18 protein-coding genes are annotated in these 25,616 nt (G+C 56.5%); 8 read left to right on the top strand and 10 right to left on the bottom strand.

The genetic code is table 11. The annotated features are described in order from the left end of the window. Positions 1-19: 19 nt before the first annotated feature. The gene (locus Poly51_RS12475; RefSeq protein WP_146457928.1) at positions 20-1,270 is read right to left on the bottom strand and encodes a class I SAM-dependent methyltransferase; all 1,251 of its coding nucleotides are present in this window, start codon (positions 1,268-1,270) and stop codon (positions 20-22) included. A 226-nt stretch (positions 1,271-1,496) separates the two neighbouring features. Here Poly51_RS12475 and Poly51_RS12470 point away from each other — a divergent pair, with 226 nt between their 5' ends. From Poly51_RS12470 to Poly51_RS12455, 5 genes are all read left to right on the top strand, one after another. Further along, on the top strand, positions 1,497-2,276 hold the full coding sequence (locus Poly51_RS12470; RefSeq protein WP_146457926.1) for a DUF6690 family protein: 780 nt from the start codon (positions 1,497-1,499) through the stop codon (positions 2,274-2,276). A 185-nt stretch (positions 2,277-2,461) separates the two neighbouring features. Continuing rightward, the gene (locus Poly51_RS12465; protein WP_186775507.1) at positions 2,462-2,683 is read left to right on the top strand and encodes a DUF4339 domain-containing protein; all 222 of its coding nucleotides are present in this window, start codon (positions 2,462-2,464) and stop codon (positions 2,681-2,683) included. Positions 2,684-2,806: 123 nt separating this feature from the next. After that, positions 2,807-4,648, top strand: a complete 1,842-nt coding sequence (locus Poly51_RS12460) for a DUF4129 domain-containing protein (RefSeq protein ID WP_146457924.1) — start codon at positions 2,807-2,809, stop codon at positions 4,646-4,648. Positions 4,649-4,918: 270 nt separating this feature from the next. Next, a complete protein-coding gene (locus Poly51_RS30400) occupies positions 4,919-5,068 on the top strand; it encodes a hypothetical protein (RefSeq protein WP_186775506.1) in 150 nt (49 codons plus the stop codon). A gap of 13 nt (positions 5,069-5,081) precedes the next feature. Next, positions 5,082-5,570, top strand: a complete 489-nt coding sequence (locus Poly51_RS12455) for a hypothetical protein (protein WP_146457922.1) — start codon at positions 5,082-5,084, stop codon at positions 5,568-5,570. A gap of 98 nt (positions 5,571-5,668) precedes the next feature. Here Poly51_RS12455 and Poly51_RS31590 read toward each other — a convergent pair whose 3' ends face one another. From Poly51_RS31590 to Poly51_RS12440, 4 genes are all read right to left on the bottom strand, one after another. Continuing rightward, positions 5,669-5,794: a hypothetical protein gene (locus Poly51_RS31590; protein ID WP_261344116.1), complete on the bottom strand. Its 126-nt coding sequence runs from the start codon at positions 5,792-5,794 to the stop codon at positions 5,669-5,671. A gap of 658 nt (positions 5,795-6,452) precedes the next feature. Continuing rightward, the gene (locus tag Poly51_RS12450) at positions 6,453-7,385 is read right to left on the bottom strand and encodes a hypothetical protein (RefSeq protein WP_246114451.1); all 933 of its coding nucleotides are present in this window, start codon (positions 7,383-7,385) and stop codon (positions 6,453-6,455) included. A gap of 46 nt (positions 7,386-7,431) precedes the next feature. Further along, positions 7,432-8,793, bottom strand: a complete 1,362-nt coding sequence (locus Poly51_RS12445) for a sulfatase family protein (protein WP_246114450.1) — start codon at positions 8,791-8,793, stop codon at positions 7,432-7,434. A gap of 68 nt (positions 8,794-8,861) precedes the next feature. Next, a complete protein-coding gene (locus Poly51_RS12440; protein ID WP_246114449.1) occupies positions 8,862-12,215 on the bottom strand; it encodes a mechanosensitive ion channel domain-containing protein in 3,354 nt (1,117 codons plus the stop codon). Positions 12,216-12,517: 302 nt separating this feature from the next. On the opposite strand from Poly51_RS12440, the gene Poly51_RS12435 reads away from it, so the two are divergent. The 3 genes from Poly51_RS12435 to Poly51_RS12425 all read left to right on the top strand — a co-directional run bounded on the left by Poly51_RS12435 (position 12,518) and on the right by Poly51_RS12425 (position 16,757). Beyond that, positions 12,518-13,606: a calcium/sodium antiporter gene (locus Poly51_RS12435; protein WP_146457920.1), complete on the top strand. Its 1,089-nt coding sequence runs from the start codon at positions 12,518-12,520 to the stop codon at positions 13,604-13,606. Then, the gene (locus Poly51_RS12430) at positions 13,603-15,378 is read left to right on the top strand and encodes an SLC13 family permease (RefSeq protein WP_146457918.1); all 1,776 of its coding nucleotides are present in this window, start codon (positions 13,603-13,605) and stop codon (positions 15,376-15,378) included. The genes Poly51_RS12435 and Poly51_RS12430 overlap by 4 nt, the downstream gene beginning before the upstream one ends. Positions 15,379-15,464: 86 nt before the next feature. Further along, on the top strand, positions 15,465-16,757 hold the full coding sequence (locus Poly51_RS12425; protein ID WP_146457916.1) for a cation:proton antiporter: 1,293 nt from the start codon (positions 15,465-15,467) through the stop codon (positions 16,755-16,757). On the opposite strand, the gene Poly51_RS12420 is transcribed toward Poly51_RS12425, so the two are convergent. The 5 genes from Poly51_RS12420 to Poly51_RS12400 all read right to left on the bottom strand — a co-directional run bounded on the left by Poly51_RS12420 (position 16,754) and on the right by Poly51_RS12400 (position 25,547). Next, positions 16,754-18,175 (bottom strand): MFS transporter, encoded by a 1,422-nt coding sequence (locus Poly51_RS12420; RefSeq protein WP_146457914.1) that lies wholly within the window; start codon positions 18,173-18,175, stop codon positions 16,754-16,756. The two genes, Poly51_RS12425 and Poly51_RS12420, sit on opposite strands and share 4 nt — an antisense overlap. A 291-nt stretch (positions 18,176-18,466) precedes the next feature. Next, positions 18,467-19,084: a tetratricopeptide repeat protein gene (locus tag Poly51_RS12415; RefSeq protein ID WP_146457912.1), complete on the bottom strand. Its 618-nt coding sequence runs from the start codon at positions 19,082-19,084 to the stop codon at positions 18,467-18,469. A gap of 64 nt (positions 19,085-19,148) precedes the next feature. Then, on the bottom strand, positions 19,149-19,559 hold the full coding sequence (locus Poly51_RS12410) for a hypothetical protein (RefSeq protein ID WP_146457910.1): 411 nt from the start codon (positions 19,557-19,559) through the stop codon (positions 19,149-19,151). 152 nt (positions 19,560-19,711) lie between these two features. Then, a complete protein-coding gene (locus Poly51_RS12405) occupies positions 19,712-23,458 on the bottom strand; it encodes a family 16 glycoside hydrolase (protein WP_146457908.1) in 3,747 nt (1,248 codons plus the stop codon). Positions 23,459-23,564: 106 nt separating this feature from the next. Further along, entirely contained in the window at positions 23,565-25,547 is a 1,983-nt protein-coding gene (locus Poly51_RS12400) for a sulfatase (protein ID WP_246114448.1), read from the bottom strand. Positions 25,548-25,616: the final 69 nt, after the last annotated feature.

Genomic DNA, 25,616 nt, shown 5'->3' with positions numbered 1-25,616 from the left:
CGAAACCTAACAGCAATTTCTAGAGAATTCTTGTAGCGATCGAATCGACGGTCTCTAGCGGTTGGGTCAGTGCGGCGAAGACCCGTTCCGAATTGCGTCCGATCCATAGAGTCACCGGTGTTTCGCCGGTCGGACGATAGCGTTTGGCCAGTACCGTGGGGTCGTGGTCGGACCCGCGGACTTTGATCGTTTCGGGATAGACGTTTCGCGACCTCAGTTCTCGGCGTAGCTTTCGATCATCGGCTGCTCCGGACCAAATCACGCGTCCCACCACCGCCAGATCGGATTCGGCGATCGCTCGCGCGGCTGTTTCGTCAGCCGTCAAAAAGCCAGACGGTTTTCCGAGCGTCGCCATCGCGAATCGATTCGCGAACTCGATCGTTAACCCGGCCGCACGAATCGCAGCATCGGGGTCAACAAGGTACTCACTGATTCGCGTCGCCTTTTTGGATCGCTCGTCTTGTGCGGTCAGCGAAACAAACGATGACCATGACGCGTCGTTTCGAACGCGAAAGGCCGAACGACCCATGACGGGAAGATCGGCCATTCGGATAGCGTCGCCGCATATCATCGTCTGTTCCCGAACGGTGCCGGCCAGCGAGATCCACGACCGATGGGCGGGTGGGCACGTGGATGTATCCACCGTTGCCGCGGGCGCTAGCTTGACGATGGACGAATCCGTTTTGCCAAGGATGGCGGTGACATCGGACCACGACGGCGAGTACTGGTCTGGATCACTGGTGCGATGGCCCGACGGTCGTCGATCCGGATCGATGTGAACACCATGACCTGCCGGAATGTCAACTGTCGTCACGTCGTCGCATCGCGCGGTTGCAAGCGATGGAGAGTTCATTCGCGATAAGTTCGCCCCAGCCATGGCCGCTGTCACTTCATCTTGATCGATGGCAATGACGTCGCCTCGTCGGGCAAGCTCGATCGCGTCGCCGCCGATGCCCGAACACAAATCCATCATCGGGCGATCGCCAAACCACGTCGCCTTTAATTTCGCGACTTGCCAAGGAGTCGCTTGCTGTAACGATTTCTCGGTCGCCCACCAAACACCCGTCCCGAGTTTCGCTTGGGTTTTGGAAAGCAGCGCCGCAGACGTCAATACGAGCGATGCAATGTCTTCGCCCAGTTCGTCACGAAGCCGCTTGATCGTCTTGGCATCGGGCGATGGTCCGTCGGCCAAGCTGACCATCGTGTCGTGCAAGTCATGCAGTCGTTCCACCAAACCTTCTGTCACTGGCAAACCTTGTGTCACTGGCAATCGTTTTCGCTGGTGTCGCGTTCTTTCGTCGACGAACGTCTTGGAGCGACGGATGTCGGAACAACGCCCGTTCCGACTGCGCGGATTGTAGGCGAAGACGCGATCGTTCGGGCCGGGGGATCGCGATTCACTTTTTCAATGCACGATTCGGTATCTGTCGATAACACCGATGGTCGCTTCCCCTTTCGCGATCACACGCCGCTTCCTTCCATCCATTCGATGTACCATGTTTTCACGCGTTCAAACCGCCGCGCTGTTGGTCGCCGCCGCCGGCGGTCCTTACGTCGCTTCGGAAACCGAGTGGGGGCGCAGCGCCATGACGGTGCTCGGTGAAACGAACACCGCATCGTATCGCGGCGACCTGCCGTCGATCACCGCGACCGGCGCCGCGCACGCGCACCACGAAGTCGAAGCCCTGCGCGGGACCGATGCCCGTCGATATCGATTGGATGAAGAACTCGCCCGGAAATTGGGTGCGATCCCCACCGATCCGGCCGCCACACCGACGCTGGCGGGAACTCGGGTCAGCGACTTACGCGAAGTCATCCGCTTCGACATCTCGCCCGACTGGGTGCTCAGCCGATTCTCGCGGGTCAGCACGGTGCTTGCCGATTTGCGACTTGAGGGGTTACGGGTTCCCATCGTCACCGGCACGCGGGCCGACGATCTTGCCGGGACGTTGACCTATTACTTTGACCAGCAAGGGAAGCTGCAGCGGGCAACTTTCCACGGCTTCACCGGCGATCCCGGTCGTTTGGTCCAAACCATGATTAGCCATTACGGATTGAAGGCCGAACCAGCACTCGAGGCCGGCGTGTACACAAAACGCTGGAACGGAATGCCCGTCCATTTCGTACGATTGACCCACGCACCTGTCGTCTATTCCGACGCCGTTCACCAAAAATACACGGTTTTCTTGGAGCTGAACCAGCCCAGCCTGGTCTACGGGATCAGCGCCGAAGCCCGTCGCATCGGGGATGCTGACCGCCACAGCGGCCGCTGGTAGGCCCCGGCCGCTGGTTCCATGACCGCCAAGTGACCACAAAGCGTCCCAAATTGACATTCCGATACAGAAATCTCTTCCATCGGCTGGCCCAATCACGCTAAAGTGAGGTATGAGTCAAATGACGACCGGAGTTTTCTGGACAGCATCATGCAGCCCGGTTCGTCGGATTTCTGGGAGAAAAGGCGATGAGTGCGAGTTGGTATTACATGGCTAGCGGTTGGCTTCGAAAGGGGCGTCGTTTGGGGCCGATTACCGAGAATGACCTGTTGATGAGAATCGACCAGGGAAAGATCGCGCCCGATACGCTATTGCAAAGCACCAAGACAAAAGGAAAGTGGGTGCCCATGAACACCATCGGGCCGGCGATGCAGCGGTGGCGAAAGCTGCACCCCGAAGAAAAGAAGTAGGCGACGATCGAAACGCCCCTCCGACCATCGGCCGTCATCGAGCGCGCACTCGCTCGTCCGCCTCGATCCAAGACAACCGCGGACTACGCCGCCATTGCCGTAGCGCCAATACTGATCTTCTTGATGATCAGCAGTCTGGCCAATTTCTTGATGCTGGTGATGTATCGCGGCGGCCAACCCGGTCGCGTCTCGTGGACGCTGTTGATGTTCACCATGGGCGCCGTTGGCATCGCCCGAGTTGCGATCGAAAAAGATCGCATGTACTCGCTCGGGTACGCCGGCATTCTTGGCATGGTCACGTTCGTGTCGATGTTGAAATTCGTCGATTCACCGATTTTTTCCGCAATCATCTTGGTTGTCATTGCCTACTTGGCTGATCGCATCACGCGTGACTGTACCTTGATCGATGATGAAGTCGATGCCAGCGGACAGGGTTTGGTCGACTCCGGGCGATTGTTCGTAAAGAAGCAGATCAAGTCGCCTGTGCAAGAGGGGCCGGGCGGCGTGGCCATCGACGCGACCGCCACAAAGGGCAAGCCGGCGCATCAACCCGGACGCACGGTGTTATACCTGGCGCTCGGTGCCCTACCTTTATTCGGTATCGGCCAATTCTTTTTGCATCAAGACCCCGAGACTTGGTCGCGAGCTCAGAAACTTTTGGCGTTCTATCTATTCGCCAGCTTGTCACTTTTGGTGACGACCAGCTTCCTAGGTCTAAGGCGTTATCTTCGGCAACGAAAAGTCGATATGCCGTCCGACGTTTCGGTCGCCTGGTTGTCCGGCGGCGCGGCGCTGATCGCGTTAATCCTATTCATCGCCTTCATGGCACCCGTACCCGGTCAATGGTTGGCGTCGTTCGAACTGCCCGCGTTCTTGGATTCGCCGGGTGACACCGTGGCCAGCAAGCAGGGTTGGGGCGAAGACGGCGCTGACAAGACATCCGACGGCGCGTCGTCGACCTCCGAAGACCAAAACCCTTCCGACAAAGAAGTCGAAGACATCACGCCTGGCCAGAACGCACCGGCAGGCGACGTGGGCGATGGCAAGCGAGACGACGGACCTGCGGGGAAGCAAAAAGGCAACAAGAAAGGCGAATCCGGCGACAACGACTCGGGCGAGTCAAAGCAACCGCCTCCATCAGATCAAAAACAAGACGGTCAAAAATCGGATCAACAAAAGCAAGAAGGTCAAAAGTCGGCCGGAGAGAAATCGGAAGGGCAAAAATCCGATGGCGAAAAATCGGAAGCCGATGAGTCCGACGCTCAAAAATCGGACCCACCCCAAACGGACAAAGCCGACGGCGCCGAGCAACCACCACTGGACGAGTCGAACGAAAAGCAACCTGACGAAAAAAGCGAATCCGATCCCAAGCAATCACCGCCCAAGAACGATAGTCCTCCGCCCAAACAGAATCCCAACCAAGCTGCCGGCCAACCGAAGCCATCGGCCAGCCCACCATCATCCAATCCGGCTCAGTCGATCGCGGATGCCATGCCTGGCATTTCGGATATGTTGAAGTTCATCATCTTCGTCGCGCTGGCGGCCATCGTCGCCACTTTCGTCTATCTCAACCGTCATGCACTCGCACTTTGGTGGAGCAACCTGTTCGCCCGCGGTCCCATCGCGGACAAATCCACCTTTGACGAATTTCTGTCCGCCGAGACTCGCGTGCCACCGCGATCGTTCTCGTCGTTCGTCAATCCGATCGGCAAAGAGACCGATCCGCGACGCGTTATCGTGATCACGTTCTCGGCCTGGGAAGCATGGTGCCGCGAAAACGGCATCAGTCGTGCACGCGACGAAACACCCAGCGAGTTCCTCTCACGCGTGGCCGCTGCCACCGGATCCATGACCGCGCCGGCAACCCGAGTCGTCGACGCCTACAACCGAATCGTCTACGGCCGAGGCAATGCGTCCGAGCAAGACGTTGCCGCCGCCGACCAGGTATGGCGCTCGATGGCGTAACAGCCTGTTGAAAAAAGGGTCTGGCCATCTCCGACGTTTCGAATTCACAATGTTTCAGCAACGTCTCCAAAGGGTCAGCCCCCTTTTTCAACAGGCTGGTAAGCTCGATTGGAAGCAATTTCGAGATGCGATCCGAACGACGCTCGCGAATTCTTCGCGGATATTGGCCCAAACTGGTTTCTGATCCGACGCTGCGTTGAGTAAACTTGTCCTATCATGACCCACGAACCGAACAGCTCCATCGCAAACGAAAATTACCGCCGCAAGCTCATGCTTTTGCTGACCCCCGAGCAACGGATCGAGCGTGCCGAGGAACTGAACCGTCAGTCGATGGAAATGCTGAAAGCGTCGCAAGACGGATATCGAGCCTACTTGGAACGAAATTTCAGAGCCCGCCGACATCGCCCCGAAAACAGATAACGGAAATTGAATCATGACGGACAGCTTGTTGAGTCTGTTCGACGTGCTTGCGGCCAGCGGTGTGTCGGCGGCCATTATCGGTGGGCACGCGGTGAATATTCACGGCTACGTTCGGTCGACGGAAGATGTCGATGTCGTCTTTGTCCGCAATGAGCAAAGCGAGCGTGCGCTGTTCGGCGCGTTGACATCGATCGGAGCATACTGGATCGGCGACGAGATCGATCCGGCGACTGGGATCGAGAAAACTTACCCGGTGAATTTCGACTACATCCGCAGTTCAGCGTTGATGATGCTCGGTACAGATCGAGGATTTCTAGACATTTTCGACCACATCCCCGGCCTACCCCATGAATCCGCTGCGGATTTGGTGGAACAGTGCATCACGGTCGGAGGTCGGCGTTTCGCTTCACTTGCGTGGTTGCGACGAATGAAAGAAGCCGCAGGTCGTCCCATCGACTTGATCGATCTCGAGCGACTTCCGTTGACCGATCGTATCAACTGACCGTCAAGCATCGTCCGCTTCAAAACGGCCCGCGTCATGTAGAGCGGCCTTTCTAATCAGACTCCAAAGCACGCCTTTCGATTTCTAAAATCGTTGGCTCATTCACGTGATGTCGACACGTCTTTCAGTTCATCGAAGTTCAGCAGTTCATCGATCTTTTTTAGGTCCGAAAGTACATCCATCGTAAAGAGTAATTCATCAAACTCACCTTCCTTGGCATCCATCCATCGAAAGCTCGCGTCATAGAGTTCCGTCGCCCCCTCGACGTCCGCGTCCTGAATAACTTTTTCACCGTGGATTTACTGCGGGATATAGACGCCATGAATTTCGCCCACTTGATGTCCTCTCGAAATACCGGTCGCGTTTCGACTTTTTTGACGACGTCTTTCCATCGTGCGTGATGGTTTCATGCAATCGCCGAACAAACAAGGACTTGTTTGTCGACTCATCACGAATCCAACGGTCGACCATCGTTTTCTCGCGAAGGCCATCGTTGCCTTTTTCAACAGGCTGCTAGGTTATCTCGGAGGGTTCCAAGTAGAGACGCCGCTTCAACTTGGGTGTCACGTCCATCTGGTTTTGCATCTCGCACATCCTGTCCAAAACATGGCCGCAAAGGGGCAAGGCTCACGAAAAAAGTCAGGATCGTAAGGAGGCATTTCATGGAAGCACCGATGCATCGAGAGTGCGACAGTTGGAATTCGAGGTCGCCACGTATTCGCTATGAACGCGCATTCCTGTTACGTCGCTCGTAATGGGGCGATTCGTTTCGAACGAGGAAGAACTAACATCGGTTGAAATTCTAGCAAGCCAGAGACTCGATGGCTGCATTTAGTTTCTAATCGGCAATTTTCCGGGGTAACGATGGCGATGCGTCAGCATCTACCGCGTGAGTTCAAACGATTCCTTGCAGTACAAAGTGATCAACTGATCGAGTCGATCGGACAGTGCTTCAGCATCGCCCGTGATGATCCAGTAGCGATATCGGAACACGGACTTGGGCGACAACGTCACCGATTGGATCGGTGCCAGATGCATGCATGGTCCATCCGACGGGTTGTCGCTATCGCCCGTTCCGTGAGGACCAAAATTCCAATGGCCTTTCGACACCGGGCTATACACAGCAACGCCCTGGCCATCGGGTTCAAAGCAAGCCATAGCGGCTAGAGGTGGATTGGCCTTGCCCCACGGTGGACCCGGCGGATGGTTCTCGTCGCGCCATTGGTTGTTCCCCAAATAGCTTTTCGCTTGATCAAATCGACGCGTGAAATAGCATGCCGGCAATTCCTGGTGACGCGGTTTTGGCGGGCCCCATGCATCGCGATCGTCTCGCTGACACGTCAATTGGCAAGTCACCACGATGACGCCATCCATCGCCGGTTCGAACGCCGTCCATTGACGCATCACGGCGCCTGCTTCTTCGCTGGGCATGTCCCAGAGTTTCGGGATCGTTTCGCTGTACAGAACTCCGTCGGTCACCTTCGCATCGACAACGCGAGCCCAAGACCCAACGCCGCCACCTTGAATCGGATTCCACGTCCATGGGCTCCACGCCGGGCTTTGGCCTTCGGCACGTCGATCAAGCGAAGCCCCCGCGTAATAGGATTGTTGAATCAGTCGTCCGGGGTCCGCCACGTTGACCACGTTGGTCGGGTGCCCAGGCCAAGACAGCCACGTGATCGCGGCACCCTTCCCGCGATCGACACCCACGCGAACACCGCCTCGGTCGATGTGCACTAAGTCATCCGCGGACACGACAGTCAACCAAGTGAACAACATCACGACGGATAGTGTGTAAGCATTCAATGGGGGCATCCGATCAGGTTTCTGCTGGAATCTGATTTGAAACGTTGGAGCCGCGTCACTTCGCCTTCTTTCTCGATCCGCGGCCCATGTGCTCCATCGCCCGCATCTCGGTTGGCTGCCCTTCGTCGCCACAGCGTTCCATCCATTGATCCAGTTCGGATCGCAGCGATGCGACCACATCGGCGTACTCGGATTCGTCGGCGAGGTTATCCATCTCCATCGGATCCGCTACGACATTGTAGAGTTCGAATTCTGGTCGGCGCTGGTACTTTCGCACTTTTTCGGCCGCGTCGCGATCACCGGTATCGGCTTTCGCGACCCAGCTTTTGAATTCGCTGGACTGGGTGCAAGCGTTCTTGAAGATTTGATCCGGTGTCAAGTTGCGAATCAGCTTGTGGGTTTCAGATCGGACGGAACGAATTCCGAAATGATCAGAACCGTTGTTGATGCCTCGCGTGGTCATGATGCCGAAGACGTGATGCTTGTGATCTTGTTTGCCGGCAAAGACGGGTATCAGGCTTTGACCCTGGAACGCTTCGATAGGTATTCCGCCACCCGCTTCGACGAACGTCGGTAACAGGTCCACGTATTCAATCATTGCTGGGTTGACGGTGCCCGGTTGGATGTGGCCCGGCCAGCGGGCGATCATGGCGGACTGCAACCCGTTGTCATAGCAAGTCCATTTCGCAAACGGCATCGAACTGCCTTGTTCGCTGACGACGACCAGCAACGTTTGTCCGGCCAACCCGTGTTTGTCAATCACATCGATCGCTTCACCGACTTGACCGTCATAGTAAGTGATCTCGGCCAAGTAGTTCGACATACCCTGGCGAGTCTCCGGTGTGTCGACGAAATACGGTGGCAGCTTAATTCGTTCCGGCGGATATCGCGAGGCGTCGCCCTTGTTCCAAGGTGTGTGCGGTTCGTTTGAACACAACATCAAACAAAACGGCGTTTTCGAATCCGCGCATTGGCCGACGAACTGATCGACTTTGTCAAAATCGGGATTCGATTTGCCTGGGATCTCTTCCCAGTCGAACGCGGTTGCCGGTCCCACGTGTCCCTTTCCGCTATGGGCCACGCGATAGCCGAGATCTTTCATGTAGGTGGCAACGGTCTTGATACCCGGTTCGACACGCGTGTGATTGGGATACGCGCCGCTAGTGACGGGATACAGACCGGTGTAAATGTTGTGTCGCGTCGGCGAACACATTGGCGCCGATTGGAAACACCTTGTGAACCGCATGCCTTCGCCGGCCAGTTTGTCGATATTCGGCGTATACGCCTGGCCGCCATAGCATCCGATGTCACGAAACGTGCAATCGTCGGCGATCATGAAAACGATGTTCGGCTGCTGGGCCGATGCGCCCGTGACAACTGAGAATGTCAAATACGCTAAAGCAAAAAGTCGATACACGGCACGTCCTCAACCAAGGTAAATGGGTCAAGGATCAGTCTAACCAATCGGCATCAACAGCGTCGTTCCTAGGCGGAACGTTTTCGGTTGCCCCCGATCGGCGAACGGCGAGAACCATGTGAGTCGCTGTTTTCCAGGTCTCGCATCGATGGTTGCGAGGGCTGGACACTGGCTAGCCACTTTTTCTGGTCCAAGAATCTCCGAACCGTTGTCAGCAGGCTGTCGCGGAATCGCGAGGCATCGCTCCCGTCTTCGATCCAAGCACGAAGTTCAATGCGCTGGGACCGTTTGCCGACACACACCAATGTGGCCTGAGGGGCCGGTGTTAGCAGCACATCGGGTTGGTCGATGATCAATTCCTGAAGCGTGCGGCAGATGTCGGCGGGGCGTTCGTCTCGCGTGACGGCGACTTCGATCGGAATCACACTCAACCGACCTGCGCCCATCCAATTGACGACTTCTTCGCTGACAAAGTTTTTGTTGGGCACGATCACTTCACGACCGTCGTCGTCCGACAGCACCGTGGTGCGAAATTTCTGCGCCGCGACGCGTCCGGTCACTTTGCCGACGGAGATGAAGTCGCCCAGTCGCGCGGGTTTTTCGAATAACACGATCAAGCCGCCGAAAAGGTTGCGGACCATATCCTGCAATCCGAATCCAAGTCCAACCATCAACCCGACGGCAAGCCACTGGATCGTTTGCCAACGAACACCGATCAATGTACACGCGATCAAGCATCCGATTCCGAACAATAGGCACCGGCCCATCACCAACGTAAAGTGTTCCATGCCTTCGTCGAACGAGACTCGTTGCAGTACCAAGGCGTCGAACAACGCCGGCAACAGTTTGGCAACTTGAAACGCAATGAACAGAGTTCCCACGGCCAACAACAAGTGAAAGGCTGTCACCGGTCGTGGCGTAACAATCGTATTGGTGATGGTGTCGCCCGTTGCATCCAGCGACGTTTCGGTGATCGTGTCTTGGATCGTCCAAACAACCGGGTTTCCCATTCGAGCGTTCGGGAAAACGTCCAACCACATCCATCCGATGCACGCGATCGCGCCCAGAACCAGCGCGCACTGACAAAGGAACGCTAGGTGATGTTTGAGTTCCAAGAAGTGTTCGCCCAGGATGCCCACTTCGGATTCGTTCGGCGCGTCGATCGGGCCGTAAGCATCGTGCTTAGGCGGCGGAGGCGTTGATCCGGTCAGCATTTGCCACAGATGAGCCGACACGATCTTGACACCCGCCCAAACGGTTGCGGCGATCGATAGGGCCGACATCGTGATGATGGCTCGCTTGATCAACTCATTCGCGGTGAAGCCATAGCCTAGCGACGAAAGGGCGATCATCGCCAACGGAAACCCAATGCCGGCGATGTACAGCACGTATCGAACTCGATGAATCACTTTGCCGCCAAACTTGGCGATCAACGGTTCCAGGTATCCGCCGTTGGGTCGCAGTGCCCGGTGGGCGGTCCAAGCAACCAACGATAACGCGGCAATGAACCCGAATCGGGCGACCGAGTCTCGCCACATGCCTCGATCGATCAGCCCCATCAGCGTCACAACGTAGGCCGCTAAAACCAATCCGAAACCGATCAGGGTCAAATACGTGAAGGCGCGTTCGCGTCCGGGTAGTGTGATATCGACGTGCTTGTCGATGTATCCCGATGTGCGAAGCAATTGCCGCGGAACCTCGACGCCCAACGCCACCAAACTGGCAGCAAAGAAACCACTTGCAGCGTGCAGCGTTGATTCCGATACGACACCGGTGCTCAACCAGTTTCCGATCGCATACAGCATGTACGGGTACAGCGATGCCAGCAGCGTCGTCAAAAGACCGGCAACAACTTTGCGGGAATTGTCACTCGCATCCTTCATCTTCTTGCGGTTGCCGATGCTGACCAACCATGATCGCGCGAACAGTCGAACCAGGATGACGACCAAAATCGTCGCGATCAGTCCGATGCCGCTGACGGGGTTGGCTTCCCACTTTTGGCCGAAGGAATAGCCGAAGTCTTGACTGCGTCGTGAATCGAACAGGGCCGCGATGCCGCTTTTCAAGTTCCGCAGATCTCGAAACGCAAGCGGGTCGCCGCTGCGAATCCAAGTGACGTGTCGATCGATCAGTTGTCGATATTCATCGGTCAACTTTGCCGATTCGGTGCTGGCCGAATCGAGCTCGCTGAGTTTGTGTTGATAGTCTTGGTAGCCCTGTTGCAAAGACGACAGCCAACTGCGCCGCTGGTCCAGCAAGTTTTGGATCTGTGCCGACAGCGTACTGCGTTCGGGGTTGTTGGCGTGCAGCCCCGCACTGGTCAGGATTTCCTTGGCTTGTCCGGTCGGGTCGCTGCCGTCATGGCGAACCATTTCCAGTTCGAGTTGTTTTTGCCGCGACCGTCCGAGTTCGGAACTGGTGTAAAGCGTTTGTGAATCCTGGACCTGCCAAAGGTCGAGTTGCTCTTTCTTGTGACGAAGCAACAGCCCCACCGTTGGCGTCAGGCCATAGTGTGTGATCTTCGAGTTCACATCGTCGAAGTCTCGCTGAGTGGATCGCAGTTGAGTGTTGGCTTCATCGACCCGCTGCGACAAGTTGTTGTATGCCGTCGCTAGGTCGATCCACTGCTGGGCCAAGTCTGCGTTCTCATCGGCGACGGTGGCCGTCGTCGGTGACGTGGACTGCGCGATGCTGCGAAATCGTGCCTCGCTTTGCCGCGCCGATTCGATTTGCGATGAACCGTAGGGCGAGGGCGGTTCGACCGGCCAAGGTCGGGACTCGTTCATGTGCGAGTAGCGATCACGGCGCTGGGAGTCATAACGCGGCGAGTCGTAGTCTCGTGTACTTGCCAATCGTGTCAGCGGGTTTTGGGCTAAGTCGCGATCATCGTCGCGTTGACGGTTGGTCGATTGCGATGCGTCGATGGGCGATTCGGATACCGTCGATGTCGAAGCCGTATTGCCGGAATCTGACCAGACGCGGGTGGGGTGCGTCACGACCGACGAGCGGATCGGTTGGCTGATGACCGACGAAGCCGTGGGATACGACTGGGCGGCGGGATAGGTTGAACTGGGATAGCTGGTGATCACCGGCTGTGAGCCTGGATACGAAACGACTGGATACGACGAGCTGGGGTACGAAGATGTTGGGTACGAAGATGTTGGGTACGAAGATGTTGGGTACGAGGAACTGGGATAGCTCGTGATCACAGGCTGCGAGGTCGGATATTGGACGCTCGGATACTGAATCGTCGAGTATTGAGCGGCGCAGCGGTTGCTCGTCGACGAACATGCTAGCGCCAGCAGCACGAGCATGCTCTTGGCGAACCAGAATCGGCCGATTGCCGGTTCACGCCTTGGACGCAAACGCGGGTCAAATTCGCAGATCGCCTGATCGGGGCATCGATTGGTTGGTTGGGTCATCGTTGACCGCTGCCTGGGTGTAAGAGCATCGGAAACGTGGCGCCACGGGACAACTTCCTGCCGCAGCGCACATCGGCGACGTCACCCATACGAAGTTTCCCGAAACGGCTCTACACCGATTGTGTTTCACGGCGAAAAAAGTCTGGGCGGGACGGCGGATCGGACGGGCAGATGGCCGGTCACAACGGGAAGAACGAACGGTCTGTTTCAACGTGATGCCAGCTATCCAGGCCAACAACAGTTACTAAACTGATCTTTCCATTCGAAATTCAAACTCCGATCGAGGTTATTTTTACCGCTTCATGGTCTACCTTTCTCTGTTGCTTGGTTTGGTGATTCTTGTCGTCGGAGCCGAGTTGCTGGTTCGAGGAGCGGTCAGCCTGGCAGAGGTTGCGAAAATCTCACCCTTGGTCATCGGTCTGACGGTGGTGGCGTTCGGGACCAGTGCGCCGGAGTTAGCCGTGTCCGCGGTATCGAGTCTCAAAGGCGACTCGGCGATCGCACTGGGGAATGTGGTCGGCAGCAATATCTTTAACGTGCTGTTGATTTTGGGTCTCTCGGCCGCGATCGTTCCCCTGTCGGTCTCGTCCCAGCTTGTCCGGTTGGACGTGCCAATCATGATCGCGGTTTCGGTCTTGGCTTGGCTGGCCGCTCTCAATGGCGTGATCGAGCGATGGGAAGGCGCGTGCATGTTGCTGGCGTTCGTGCTTTACACCGGATGGCTGATTCGTGCTGGTCGACGGGAATCTCAAAAGAACATCGATCCGCTAGACGCGTCCACCAAGCCGTCGTTGCGGACGTTGGTGCTCAATGTCGTTCTGTTGTTCGCTGGTCTGGCGTTGCTCGTTTGGGGAGCCAAGTTGTTGGTGGATTCGGCGACGACGATTGCTCGGTCATGGGGCGTCAGCGACATCGTGATCGGACTGACGATCGTTGCAGCAGGAACTTCGCTTCCAGAGTTGGCAACGTCGATCGTCGCTGCGATCAAGGGACAGCGCGACATTGCGGTCGGAAACGTGGTCGGCAGCAACGTCTTCAACTTGCTGATGGTGTTGGCGACAGCCTCGATCGTGTCGAAATCCGGAGTCCCTGTTTCGCCGGACGTTCTTTGGTTCGATGGCAGCGTGATGGTGTTGACCGCATTGCTGTGCTGGCCAATCTTCATCAGTCAGGCAACCGTCAGTCGCGCCGAAGGTGTCGTGATGTTCTTGCTCTACGTCAGCTACACGACAATCTTGATTGCTGCGTCACAGTTGTTGCCGTGGGCGACAACGGCCAAGTGGGGCTTCGTTTTTGTTGTATTTCCACTGGTTTGCATCGTCGTTTCGTACCTTGCTTGGCGAAGTCGTGATGCAGCAAAGGATAGGGGCGAGAATATCGCAAGCCCATGAGCTACGAAGGTTGGTTCACGCTCAGCGTCGTTGGGTTGCTGCTTGTTGCGTTGATGAAGAACCTCGCTCCGACGGATATCTTGTTCGTTGCAGCGACAGCATTATTTGCGGCAGCGGGTATCATTTCGCCCGAAGAAGCGTTCTCTGGATTTAGCAACTCGGGAGTTCTGACGGTCGCCTTTTTGTTCGTCGTCGTTGCAGGGCTGCGCGAAACCGGAGTGCTCGATCAAGTCGGACACCATGTTCTTGGAAAAGCAAAGACACAACGCAATGCGCTGCTCCGATTGTCGATGGTGGTCATGCCGATGTCGGCGCTACTGAACAATACACCGATCGTGGCAATGTTTGTGCCCATCGTCATGGATTGGTGCCGCCGCAACGGGGTCTCGCCGTCCAAGTTGCTGATCCCCTTGTCGTATCTGACGATCCTCGGTGGGACCTGCACGGTGATCGGCACTTCCACCAACTTGGTCGTCAATGGATTGATGGTCGAAAACGGAATGCCCGGCATGAGCCTGTTGGAACTCGGCAAGGTGGGCGTTCCCTACGCGATCGTGGGTGCGTTCTATCTATACTTCCTTGGCGGAAAATTGTTGCCCGAACGGGCCGAGTTGATGGAGCGATTCGGCGAATCGCGACGAGACTATTTGATCGAAATGAGCGTCGAGGCGAACTGTCGATTGAGTGGCAAATCGGTCGAAGCGGGTGGTCTGCGGCAATTGCCAGCACTGTTCCTGATCGAAATCGAGCGAGGAACTGAAACGATCACACCGGTACGTCCAGAGGACCGAATCGAAGCCGGTGATCACCTTATCTTTGCAGGGGTCGTAAGCGGTATTATCGAGCTTGAGAAGATCAGCGGTTTGGTTCCCGTCGTGGACTCGAATGCCGAATTGTCGGCAAGCGAGAAACGCGATCGACGGATGTGCGAAGTCGTGGTGTCGCAAAACTCGTCGCTGAATGGCACGTCGATCCGAGACGCCGGGTTCCGGTCTCGATTTGGCGCCGTCGTGCTTGCGGTTCATCGGTTCGGAAAACGTATCGAAGGAAAGTTGGGTGATATCATTCTGCAGCCCGGTGACACGTTGTTGTTGCAAACTCGGCCAGACTTTGTGCAATTGCACCGCCACGATCCGGCGTTTTATATGGTCAGCATGGTCGACCAGTGGCGTCCGCTGCGCCGCGAGCGGGCGCGGATCGCGGTTGCCGTCTTTGCGGTGCTGATGGTTTTGATGACGACCGGTATCGTCCCGATTGCGATTGCCACCGCTTTGGCGGCTGTGTCGATGGTCGCGTTGCGATGTCTGTCATCCGACGGTGCGCGGCAAAGTATCGAGTGGCAATTGCTGATTGCGATTGCTGCCTCGTTCGGCGTCGGCGCGGCAATGCAGAATTCCGGAGCCGCAACGACCATTGCCAACGGCATCGTCGGCGCCACCGGGTCGCTTGGACCGCTGGCCGCACTCGCGATTCTCTACTGTTTCGCATCGCTCTTGACGGAAGTGATTACCAACAACGCTGCGGCGGTGCTGCTGTTTCCGTTTTGCATTGAGCTGGCGCGGTTGTACGGCGTGGACGCACGTCCGTTTTTGATCGGACTGACGCTCGCGGCATCTGCCAGCTTCATGACTCCGATCGGCTATCAAACGAACATGATGGTTTACGGGCCAGGCGGCTATCGCTTCACCGACTACTTGCGAATAGGAGCTCCGCTTAATGTGATCCTTGGGTGCGTCGCGGTGGTTTTGATTCCAATGTTTTGGCCATTCTGATCAAAGGGACACTTTGCCCGGCAACACAATGACGCGAGTGGCGATACATCACATAAACGACATCCCTATTACGGTTCAGCTCTCCTATGTTTTTGGGCAACTTGAACAGCGAATCGTTGCTGCTGCAGGTGATTCTGCAACTGATCATCATCATTGCAGCGGCACGTGTGGGCGGTTGGATCTTTCGATGGTGGGGGCAGCCGCAAGTCGTCGGTGAGATCGCCGCCGGTCTGCTGCTTGGTCCGTCGTGTTTCGGGCGTCTGAGTCCCCAGCTATCGGCGCAGACCTTTCCAAGCGAAACCTCCGAAATATTCATGGTTCTGGGCCAACTGGGACTGATTTTTTTGATGTTCATTGTGGGTCTGGAATTCGACTTCGGTCACCTGCGAACGATCGGCCGCACCGCGGCAGGCGTTGCGCTCGCTGGGATTGTGTTGCCGTTCGGTTTGGGGGCGTTCTTGGCGTACTGCATTCATTCCGAAGTCGCCGCGGAATACAGTCGGCCCGGATTCATTCTGTTTACCGCGACGGCTCTTTCGATCACGGCGATCCCGATACTGGGACGCATCATGATGGAATTTAGAATCACACAGACGCCACTGGGCGTGCTAACGATTTCGGCTGCCGCGATTGACGACGCAATTGGTTGGATGTTGTTGGCCGCGGTCAGCGCCGCAGTGCACGGTTCGTTTGCTCTGATGCCGCTGCTACAGATGTTGGGTTGCACGGCGATATTTATCGCGACTGTTTTCTTCGTCGTCCGACCAATCGTCGTTCGATGGAGCCAAAGCGTGTTGACGCGGCACGGCGGAGCATTACCACTGGTTCCGTTTTCGGTGGTGTTGTTGCTGGTCCTGGCGTCGGCTGTTTTTACAAACTGGATCGGGATTTTTTCGATCTTCGGTCCGTTCGTGCTGGGCGCATCGTTGTGTGATCAGCACGCGTTGCAAACGGCCATTCGTGTTCGGTTGGAAGAATTCGTGACCGTCTTCTTTCTGCCCGTGTTCTTTACCTATACCGGACTTCGCACGAATATCGGTACGCTTGACTCGATGTTCTTATGGGTGGTGTGCGGGCTGGTCGTGATCGTCGCAACGGTGGGTAAAGTCGTCGGTTGCGGTGTCGCAGCACGTATGGGCGGACTGACGTGGCGAGACAGCGCAAGCGTGGCCATCATGATGAACACTCGAGCGCTGATGGGATTGATTGCGGTGAACATCGGCCGTGATCTTGGCGTCATTCCCGATTCCGTTTTCTGCATGATGGTCGTGATGGCGATCGCGACCACGTTGATCACGGCACCGATGCTGCGTCGGTTGCTTCGAATCGATTCACCGCAGGAAATGGGAAGCCCATCGCAGACCAATGCGACTTCTTAATCATCTTCGGGAAGCGGTTGTCCCTTTGTCTCGGGAAGAAAATAGACAACGACCAAGCCGACGATGAAGACCAGACTGACATAGCTGGTCGCGTCGCGGAATGCTGATAAACGGGCCGCAGCGCGGGCCGCCGCGTCAGCCGTTTGCGGAAGGTTGGCAATCGCCGATTCGCCCAATTTTTGTTGCAAGATGCCAAGCGTGAAGGGGCCTGTGGCGGCCAAGAATCGGCCGACGTTGTAACAAAAGCTTGTGCCGGTACTGCGCAGCCTCGTCGGAAACAGTTCCGGCAAATAGATGGCGAACCCCGCGAACAACGCCAACTGGAAAAAGCCCATCACGCCGCTCATCCACAACTGGTCGACACCTTGGAACATGCGGAAGTACAAATTGGTGGCCAAGAACGCGCCCACGAACGCGATGGCGAAAGCGAACCTTCGTCCGGTTCGCTGCGCCACGTACGCAAACGACAGCATGCCCAAGAACGCGCCCACGTTTTGGATGATGCTGTTGAGTCCTTTATAGTACGTCGTTTGGCTAACGATTTCGGTATCGCTTAACCCTTTCTCTTTCAACGATGTTTGAATGACGTCGCCGACCAATTCGGGCGCAAAGAATCCAATTCCCCAAAGTCCGATGACGCCAGCAATGCACAACAGCATTCCCAACAAAGCCGGCTTTCGCCATCGGCCGGGGCCAAGTAACGACGCATACGAACCAAACTTAGCACCCGTCAAAAGTCCGGCCTCGCGAGCCTTGACCCACTTTTCCGGTTCCTTCAATCGCAATTGAATGAACACACACAGAAACGCCGGAATCGCGCCGATCAAGAACGCATATTTCCACGCTTGATCTGACGTGATCCGTTCGGCAGAGATCAGCGTGCCCATGTACATGCTGATCAAGCCAGCCGCCACGTTGCCAATCGCGGACAACGCTTGTAGCACGCCGAGCGCCCACGTTCTTGCGCCCGTCGGCAGCGTGTCGGCGGTCAGGGCGACTGCTAAACCGAAGACGCCACCGACGCCCAAGCCGGTGATGAATCGGTAAATGGCGAAGTCGATCCACGAAGTTGACAATGCCGACAAGCCTGTGAAGACGGAGTAAAGCAATACCGTGATCGTCAACGTCTTCGCTCGCCCGATCCGATCCCCTAACGAACCGAAGATCAGTCCGCCCGTAGCCCAGCCGGCCACAAAGATTGACGTGGCATAACCGCCAAACGTTTTCACATTCGCGCCCTCGGGCATCAAATTCGTGAGCGCCGTATCGCGGAAGAGGATGAAAATTTGTTGATCGAGGCAATCAAACAGCCATGCAAGCGCTGCCATCACAAACACAAACCAGTGATAAGACGTGAGTTGTCTCCACCAGGGTCGAGTGTCGATGGATTCGATTTGGAGTGGTAGTGGCGACTGCATGGATTTCTCGTGGAAATGAAGGTGAGTTCATGGCATTCGGGATGACTCGAGTCCCTACGCGCAGTGTCGCTGACTGGATTTTCGGGCGGGCAATTGAGTCGCGTGCAGATGTGACACTCCTTCGCCAATGTATCAGAAGCATGGTCGGCAACGGATCGATGTTCGCAGCGCGGACAGCGGTGACCAATATCAGAACAGAAAAACGCGGCAACAATCGACCTGCCAATGAGTCATTGATTTGGCAGATCGGATTGCGCCGCGTTTTGTGTTGTGATGCTTTGGCGAGACTGCTTATGCAGCCAGCTTCAGAGAACCTTTGCTGGACTTTCCTGGCTTGATGGGACTTTTGGGATTCACCTCAAAATCAAACTCACCGGGCTCGAAATCAAGTGGTACACAACAATGGGAGGGCTCGATTCCGTTGATCTTCCAATCGAGTCGGCGGAGCCACGGCAGCGACTTTTCCCACTGCTTGATCGCCGCGTGCAGCCGAATTGCCATCAGGTTTTCCGGTTCATGAATTTCGGCGAGTACGGAAAGGGCACCGCTGGGGAGTCCCTTCATCAGTAGCGCAGTCGCGAAATTGCGTTTGGCTGCGTTGCTGACATCGCAGCGCTCGATCAAAGTTCCCGGCATCAGCACCAGCGATCGAAGCGTGTCCACCGCTGCATCGACCCGCCCCATCCGCATCAGGCAAACGCCCAGCGTGTTGCGGACTTGCGGATCGCGTCCTGCGGCGGACAGCGAATTCGCGGCGCCGGCGTAGTCGTTCTTTTGGATCAATCCCAAGGCGCGTTGCAGTGCGGGGCTGAGGGATTGCTTTGGCGGCGAGGCGTTGGGGTTACTGGCGACGGGACTGGTGTTGGTCGCTTGTTTCTTGGATTGGTTTGACTTGATGCGCGCAGACATAGGTTTGACTTTCGTAGGATAAAAAACGTACTTGGAGTGAGATCGATCGAAACGCAAAGCGTTCCTAGATCTGCAATCGCACGTTCATGTCCACGAGTGTCAAAACAGGTCGGCAAGCCATGCCAACGCTGTTCTGTTTCTCGCAAAGTCGCAAGGTGGGCGTCGAAGGTGAAGCTACGGTCCAGCTTCCCAAACCACCCAGCGAATGCTCGGGATCCGTGGATTCCGAAAGCATCACCCGAGCGGGGCCGATGGGCTGTGTTACCCACGACTGCATTTCGTGAGCGTCGACGGCGACCGCACAGGAGTCGTTGTCGGCTACCCTTGCGTTCGAAAATGCGACGCTAGCGGGGAAGACTTGAACCAAAGCCGCCAGCAAAACCAGATTCGCCAGTAACCGACCACCGGCAAAACACGATCTCTTGGGGTTTGAACCCAACAAGAAAAAGCGGTGAAAGGATTGGCGACGGGCCATGGATTCGCAAAAGAAGCGGTACAACGGTTCAACTAATCGTCGAAACTCGTGACCGACTGTACGAATTATCCTGCACGGCTTGCTTTTGGCAAGCCCATTCGCTTACGAATTGGGGAAATCCGTTCGGCAGCATCGCAGGCTATGCCAAGCGGCTACTTCTTGCCCTTCGTGTACACGCCGTCATCGGCATCGCCGCCGGCCATGATGTAGCCGATCAGGTCTTTGACTTCGTCGCCGTTGAACCGATCGATCAAGCCTTCGGGCATTTGGGAAATCTTCGACTCCTCGACCAACTCGATATCGTCGGCTGCCACTTCAACCGACTTTGCGTTCTCGTCGATCGGATAGATGGTCAGATCGCCGTTGTCTTTGGTGACGACCAGTCCCGTCAGCACTTGACCATCGGCAGTCAACACTCGCGACGATCCGTATTGATCGGAGATGTGCTTGCTGGGGTGGATGATCGCTTCGACAAGATATTTTTCGTCGAACTTGTTTCGAACGCTGGTCAAGTCTGGGCCGATGTCGCCGCCCAGTCCCTGCAATCGGTGACACGCGGCACATTTGCCGCTGAAGAACAACGAACGCCCACGTTGGAAGTCTTTCGATCCGCGGTTAGCGCCGAGCGCAGATTCCACGGTCCACTTGCGACCGGGGCCGACCGGTTCGACGATCGCAAAGTCAGGCTTCGGATTGAAGTCTTCTCCAGTCAAGCCTTCCAGTGCCTTACGTTCGGTGCCGCTGCACGTCGCGAGGGCTTCGTCCCGAATTCGGGTCAAGTATCCGGCATAGCTGGCACCGCCCGATGCCGATGCGGCTTGGTTCAGGAATTCGAAGTACGCGCGACGAGCATCCATCGACCAACCTTGACGAAGATTGCGAAGCATGAACGCATAGCCCAGTTCGCGTGTCGGCGGATGATTAGCGATCAACTGCTTCACTGCACTGCCGTATCGCGAGTTCCGTTGGGCCAACTCAAACCACGGCGGAAGCTCTGGTGCATCGCGATGTTGAATCAACTCAATGGCTTTCGCCGCCAACGATTCGTCACGTAGGTAAGTCAGCACACGAATCAATTCCGTGTTTACGTCGGCGTCATCGCTAGGCAGCATTGGGCTTAGCTGTTTGATCACGGCCGATCGCTGCTGGTCGTTGGGTGGGCCAAGTTCCGAAAACGCGAGTGCATAGGCACGCAGTAAGCCGAGTGTTTGGTTGGTCGACAACGAAGCAGCATCCATCGCCAGCAAGCCGTCGACAAGTTTTGCCTGATGCGAATCGTTGCCCATTCGGGCTAGCGCGACGGATGCCGTGATCCGAGACTGTGTTTCGGGTTCACCGGCGACGCGATCTGCCCAGCGGTCGACGGGCTGGCTTTCAATGGCAATGCGCGCCGCATGACGCAAGAAGCGATCGTCGCTTGCCAAAAACGGCCAAGCTGTTGCGATGGCATTGTCGCTGATGATGCCATGGAAGGCTTCCAGGTTCCGTCGTTGTGATCGAGCGTTCGTCGACGCGGGATCGTTGGCCGTCGGCGCGTCTCGTCGCGAGTTACCGACGTAACGGACTCGAAACAATCCCGATTGAGTGCCGCGACCACCGACGGCAAAGTAGAGGCTTCCATCGCTGCCCACGACGGCGTCCGTTAAAGGCAGCGGCGAACTGTAGAGAAACGGTTCCGCTTCGCCGCGATATCCTGCACCGTCTTCGGTCAAGTGAATCGCGTACATGGTTCCGTAAGTCCAATCGAGCGCGAAGATCGCGTCTTGATACTTGGTCGGAAAATCGGTTCCCCCGCCCGACACCATTCCCGTCGGCGAACCGGGCCCGATTTCGACGACCGGTGGCAGTGTGTCTTCGTAGTAGGTGGGCCATTTCCCTGAACCGCTTCGCCAACCGAAATCCGATCCGCTGGTCGCTTGGCAAATCCGCGTCGGACGATACCAGGGCAATCCGAGGTCCCATTCCATGTCGGCATCGTAGGCGAACAAATCGCCGTGACGATTCAGTGCGATGTCGTATTGGTTGCGGTAACCGATCGAGTGAACGGTTTGTTCATGAGTGTTCGGATCCAACCGAGTGACCCATCCGCCCGGTGCCAGTTTGCCACGTGCGTGTCCGCGAGCGTCCCACATCCGAGGCAGCAGCAAACCTTCGGACCACATGGGGACGCGACTTGATTTGTGATCGGCCAACGGCGCGTGGTTGCCGCCGTCCAGATACAACGCCTCGCCGTCTTCGGTTCGGATGACGGCATGGTTGCCGTGTTCGCCGCCGCCTTCCGTGGAGTTCGAAATCACTTCTATGGTATCTAAGACATCGTCGCCGTTGGAGTCACGAACGCGTTGCAGCTTGCCACCGCTTTGGTGAAACCACAAACTATCGTCGGCCCACACCATCCCCTGAGCGCCCGATAAGTCTTTCAACGGTCCGACCGAAACTTTTTCGACCAACGGTGCGGCGTCTTCGCGGATGGTCAAGCGATACAGTCCCGCTTGTTGTTGATCCGACGCGTAGATACGTCCCTTCGGATCGGTGGCTAGCGACACCCAACTGCCTTGGTCGTCGGTCACGTCGTAAATCCGATCCACCACGAATCCGGGTGCCACAACGATATCCCGTGGATCTAATGGCCGTGATCCATCACCCGCGTCATTGGGCGAACCCGGAACGCCCCAAGGTTGTCCGCCGATGGTGCGAATCGTCGTCGCGGTTTTCCAGCTCGCATCGTCGAACGAGGCAGCATCCCAGTCGTCCGCTTTCTGTTCGCTGATCTTCCACGAACCATCGGAAACCACCGTTTGCAGTTTTCCGTCAGCCATTTCGATCACGATCTTGGCGACCATCGCAGCGATACCGCCTTCGTTCTGGCCGGCCACCGCGATCACGTTTTCACCTTTCTCGATCGCGGCGGTGATGTCTTGCGTCAGCGGTTTTTCCCACGCGTTGCTGGCGCCGATGTTTTTACCGTTGATCGAGACTTGGATCTTGTTGTCGCACGTGGCATAGATCTGAGCGTTCTTAACCTTGCCGGCAACGGTGAAGCGATGGCGAAACCAAACGGATTGACCGTTGGAAGCTTCGTCAGCCCAGATCCACGTCGGCTTGGGAGTTTCTTCGACCCGTGAGTTGCTCGTCGGACGCGGCGACGCTTTGGAAGTGACGACATCGTCCGTTCGAAGCGATGTCGTTTCGACGGCGTTCGCCATCGTTTGGGCGGCGTCTTCGCCATCCAGTTTACGAATCAGCAAGCTGCGGAACTCGGCCTTCATCGCGGGGCCCTGATGCAATTGAAGCCCCAGCAAGCCGGACATCTTGGCGTCAACGTGGTCGTCCGTCACATCGACGGTCGTGACGCCGTTGATTTGATGAACCATACGATTGCCGACAGCAACGATTCGTAGTTCGTTCCAGTGGTCACCGTCGGTTGGTTCGATTGGCGCCAATTGATCGGTGACCTGTGGTTTCCCATCGTCACCAATCACCACACGTTGGCCGCCCGTTGCGATGATGCCTCGTCCGGTTTTCTCGCCGTACATCATGCCCAAGTAGTTTTGTTTGGGATGCAGATCGGCTTGATAGCCGGCCAACGCTAAGTTGTCTTTGTCGACGATGCCGCTGCGGTATTGGACGCCCGAGTTGTTGCCCGTGAATCGAACCAAGCATCGGAACTCGAAGTCGCCAAAGTCGCCGCCCTGCCAAATCAAAAACGTGTTCGTCTTGATTGGGTTTTCGGCGGTTGATTCACCGACGATCGCTCCATCACGCACGGACCAAAATGGGGCCAGGCCTTTCCATCCATCTAGGTTTTTGCCGTTGAAAAGAACGTCAAAGGTCGTCTCGGCTGCCGACATTGAGACGCAACTGATCATCATCGATAGCAAAAGAAAAAGACGATTCATCGTCAAGCAAGCTCCAAGGAAACAGATTTACAACGGTTAGGTGTCTGGCACGCGATCGCATCGATTGTCAAAGCAAAACGAAGGGAGCTTTGCTAAGCAGCGTGGATCAAAACTGCCAGGTCTTCAAAACGGTGCCGTCTTCGGCGATCAAGCAAAGGTCGGTGATGGTCAGCGTTCCCGGGCCGCGTGAGGGATCCATGCGAACGGCCAAGATCGGATGACTGGTTGTGAAGGGAACGGAGTAGGTTTGCGGTTTGCCATCGTGCGTGACATCAAACGAGACGCTGCGATCGGCGATGAACGGCGGTTTGATTCCCTGTTCGTGCCAAAAGACTTGTCCGTTGCCTGTCGAATTCGACGTCATCGTGAACTGTAGCGTCCGCTTGCCCGGTGGCACCGGTTTATCCAATGAATAGACCGCGTGCGGATCGCCGCCGTCGCTGGAAAAGACGAGCGAACCATCATTGACGCTCACGGTGCAATTGCCTTCGGCTTGCCATCCGGCGACTGGCTTGGTGGCTTTGCGTGGCGGGGTTCTCGGTGGCGCGTCGGCACCACCTTTCAATGCCGCCTTCCCTTCTTTGTCAGGATCGTATTTTGACGGATCGAAGTTGGGATTGGGCAGGGGCAACGCTGCTTGGGTGTCAGTTAAGAATGCTTCGATCAACGAATCCATTGCCGCGACTCGCTGCGGTTGAGACGCAGACAGGTCATTCGATTCGCCGATGTCGTTGTTTAGGTCGAAGAGCTTAAAGCGGTGTTTTCCATTTTCACCACCGTGGAAAATGCGAATCAGTTTCCAGTCGTCCTGGTGGACGCTAACCGCCGGCGGTAACCAGTCGGGGATTCCCGGCGAATGCGGAAAGAACGTGAAGATGGCACCGCGTTGCAATGTGTCGCCCCGGAGAGCCGGTGCAATGCTGATCCCATCGAACGATTGATCACCTTGGGGTGCGATCGAGAGCAGTTCAAGGATGGTTGGATAAAAGTCGCTGCTTTGAATCACTTCATCGCTGCGGGTCCCCGCGTCCACGATACCGGGTAATGTCACGATCGCAGGTCCGCGAACGCCGCCTTCGTACATCGTTGCCTTGCCGCCTTTTAGCGGCGCGTTGCTGGTGGCCGATGTGCCGTCCACTTCGTTGTACATGTTTCCGCCGTTGTCCGATGCGAAGACAATCATGGTGTTGTCAGCGATTTGCAATCGATCGAGCGTGTCGAGCAATGATCCAACGGCATCGTCCATGCTTTCCACCATGGCGGCGTACGTCGGTGACCGTTGTGGATCATTGGGGTCGATGTTCTTTCGGTATTTTTCGATCAGGGCTGCCTTCGCATCGAATGGCGCGTGAACGCTGAACATCCAGTAGTTCAAAAAGAACGGTTCGTTGCGGTGGGCTTCCATGAAAGCGACGGCTTCCAATGCCATGCGATCTTCGATGTGTTCGTCGGGCGTTTGCGGATCGAAGTCTTGGTACTTCCACGGCGCAACGTAGCTGCCGGCGGGTCCGGGGCCGGGCCAATGCGGAATGTCGACATCAAACCCGTGTTGCAACGGCGAGTACGGCTCAGGGCCCAAGTGCCACTTGCCGAAGTGGCCGGTCGCATAACCGTTGTCACTTAGCATTTCGGCAAGCGTGTAATATTTAGGATCCAGTCGGGTCACCGAACTGGGGATGGTCGCCATCATGTTGGCGGCTCCCGCCGCGGTCGACTCGGCCTGCAGAACCACTTGCGGCAGGTGGCACGTCGGTGACGTGATCCCCGTCCGTGCGGGGCTGAGTCCGGTCAAGATGCTGGCGCGAGTCGGCGAGCACAGAGGGCTGGATGAATACGCGTGCGTGAACGTCATTCCTCGCGCGGCGAGCCGTTCGATGTTCGGCGTTTTGTAAAACTTGGTCGTTTCGAACAGCGTCGTGTCGCTCCAGCCCAAGTCATCCGCCAAAATAAAGACGATGTTCGGCTTCGCAGTTTGTGCTGATGCAGACGATCGGTCCAGCGAAACGGCCATCGCCAGAATCGCCGAGATCGACAAAAGCAAGCGGACGAAACGATCATTTCTTTGGAAATCTTGAACGGGCGTGGGCAAGGGAACTTCCTATGGGATGGCAAACGCGAGCGTAGGGTTATCAGGCGGCATCATAGTTGATGGGCCGTA

This window comes from Rubripirellula tenax (genome assembly GCF_007860125.1).
Classification (GTDB): Bacteria; Planctomycetota; Planctomycetia; order Pirellulales; family Pirellulaceae; genus Rubripirellula; species Rubripirellula tenax.
This window is presented reverse-complemented; position numbering and strand designations above follow the sequence as displayed.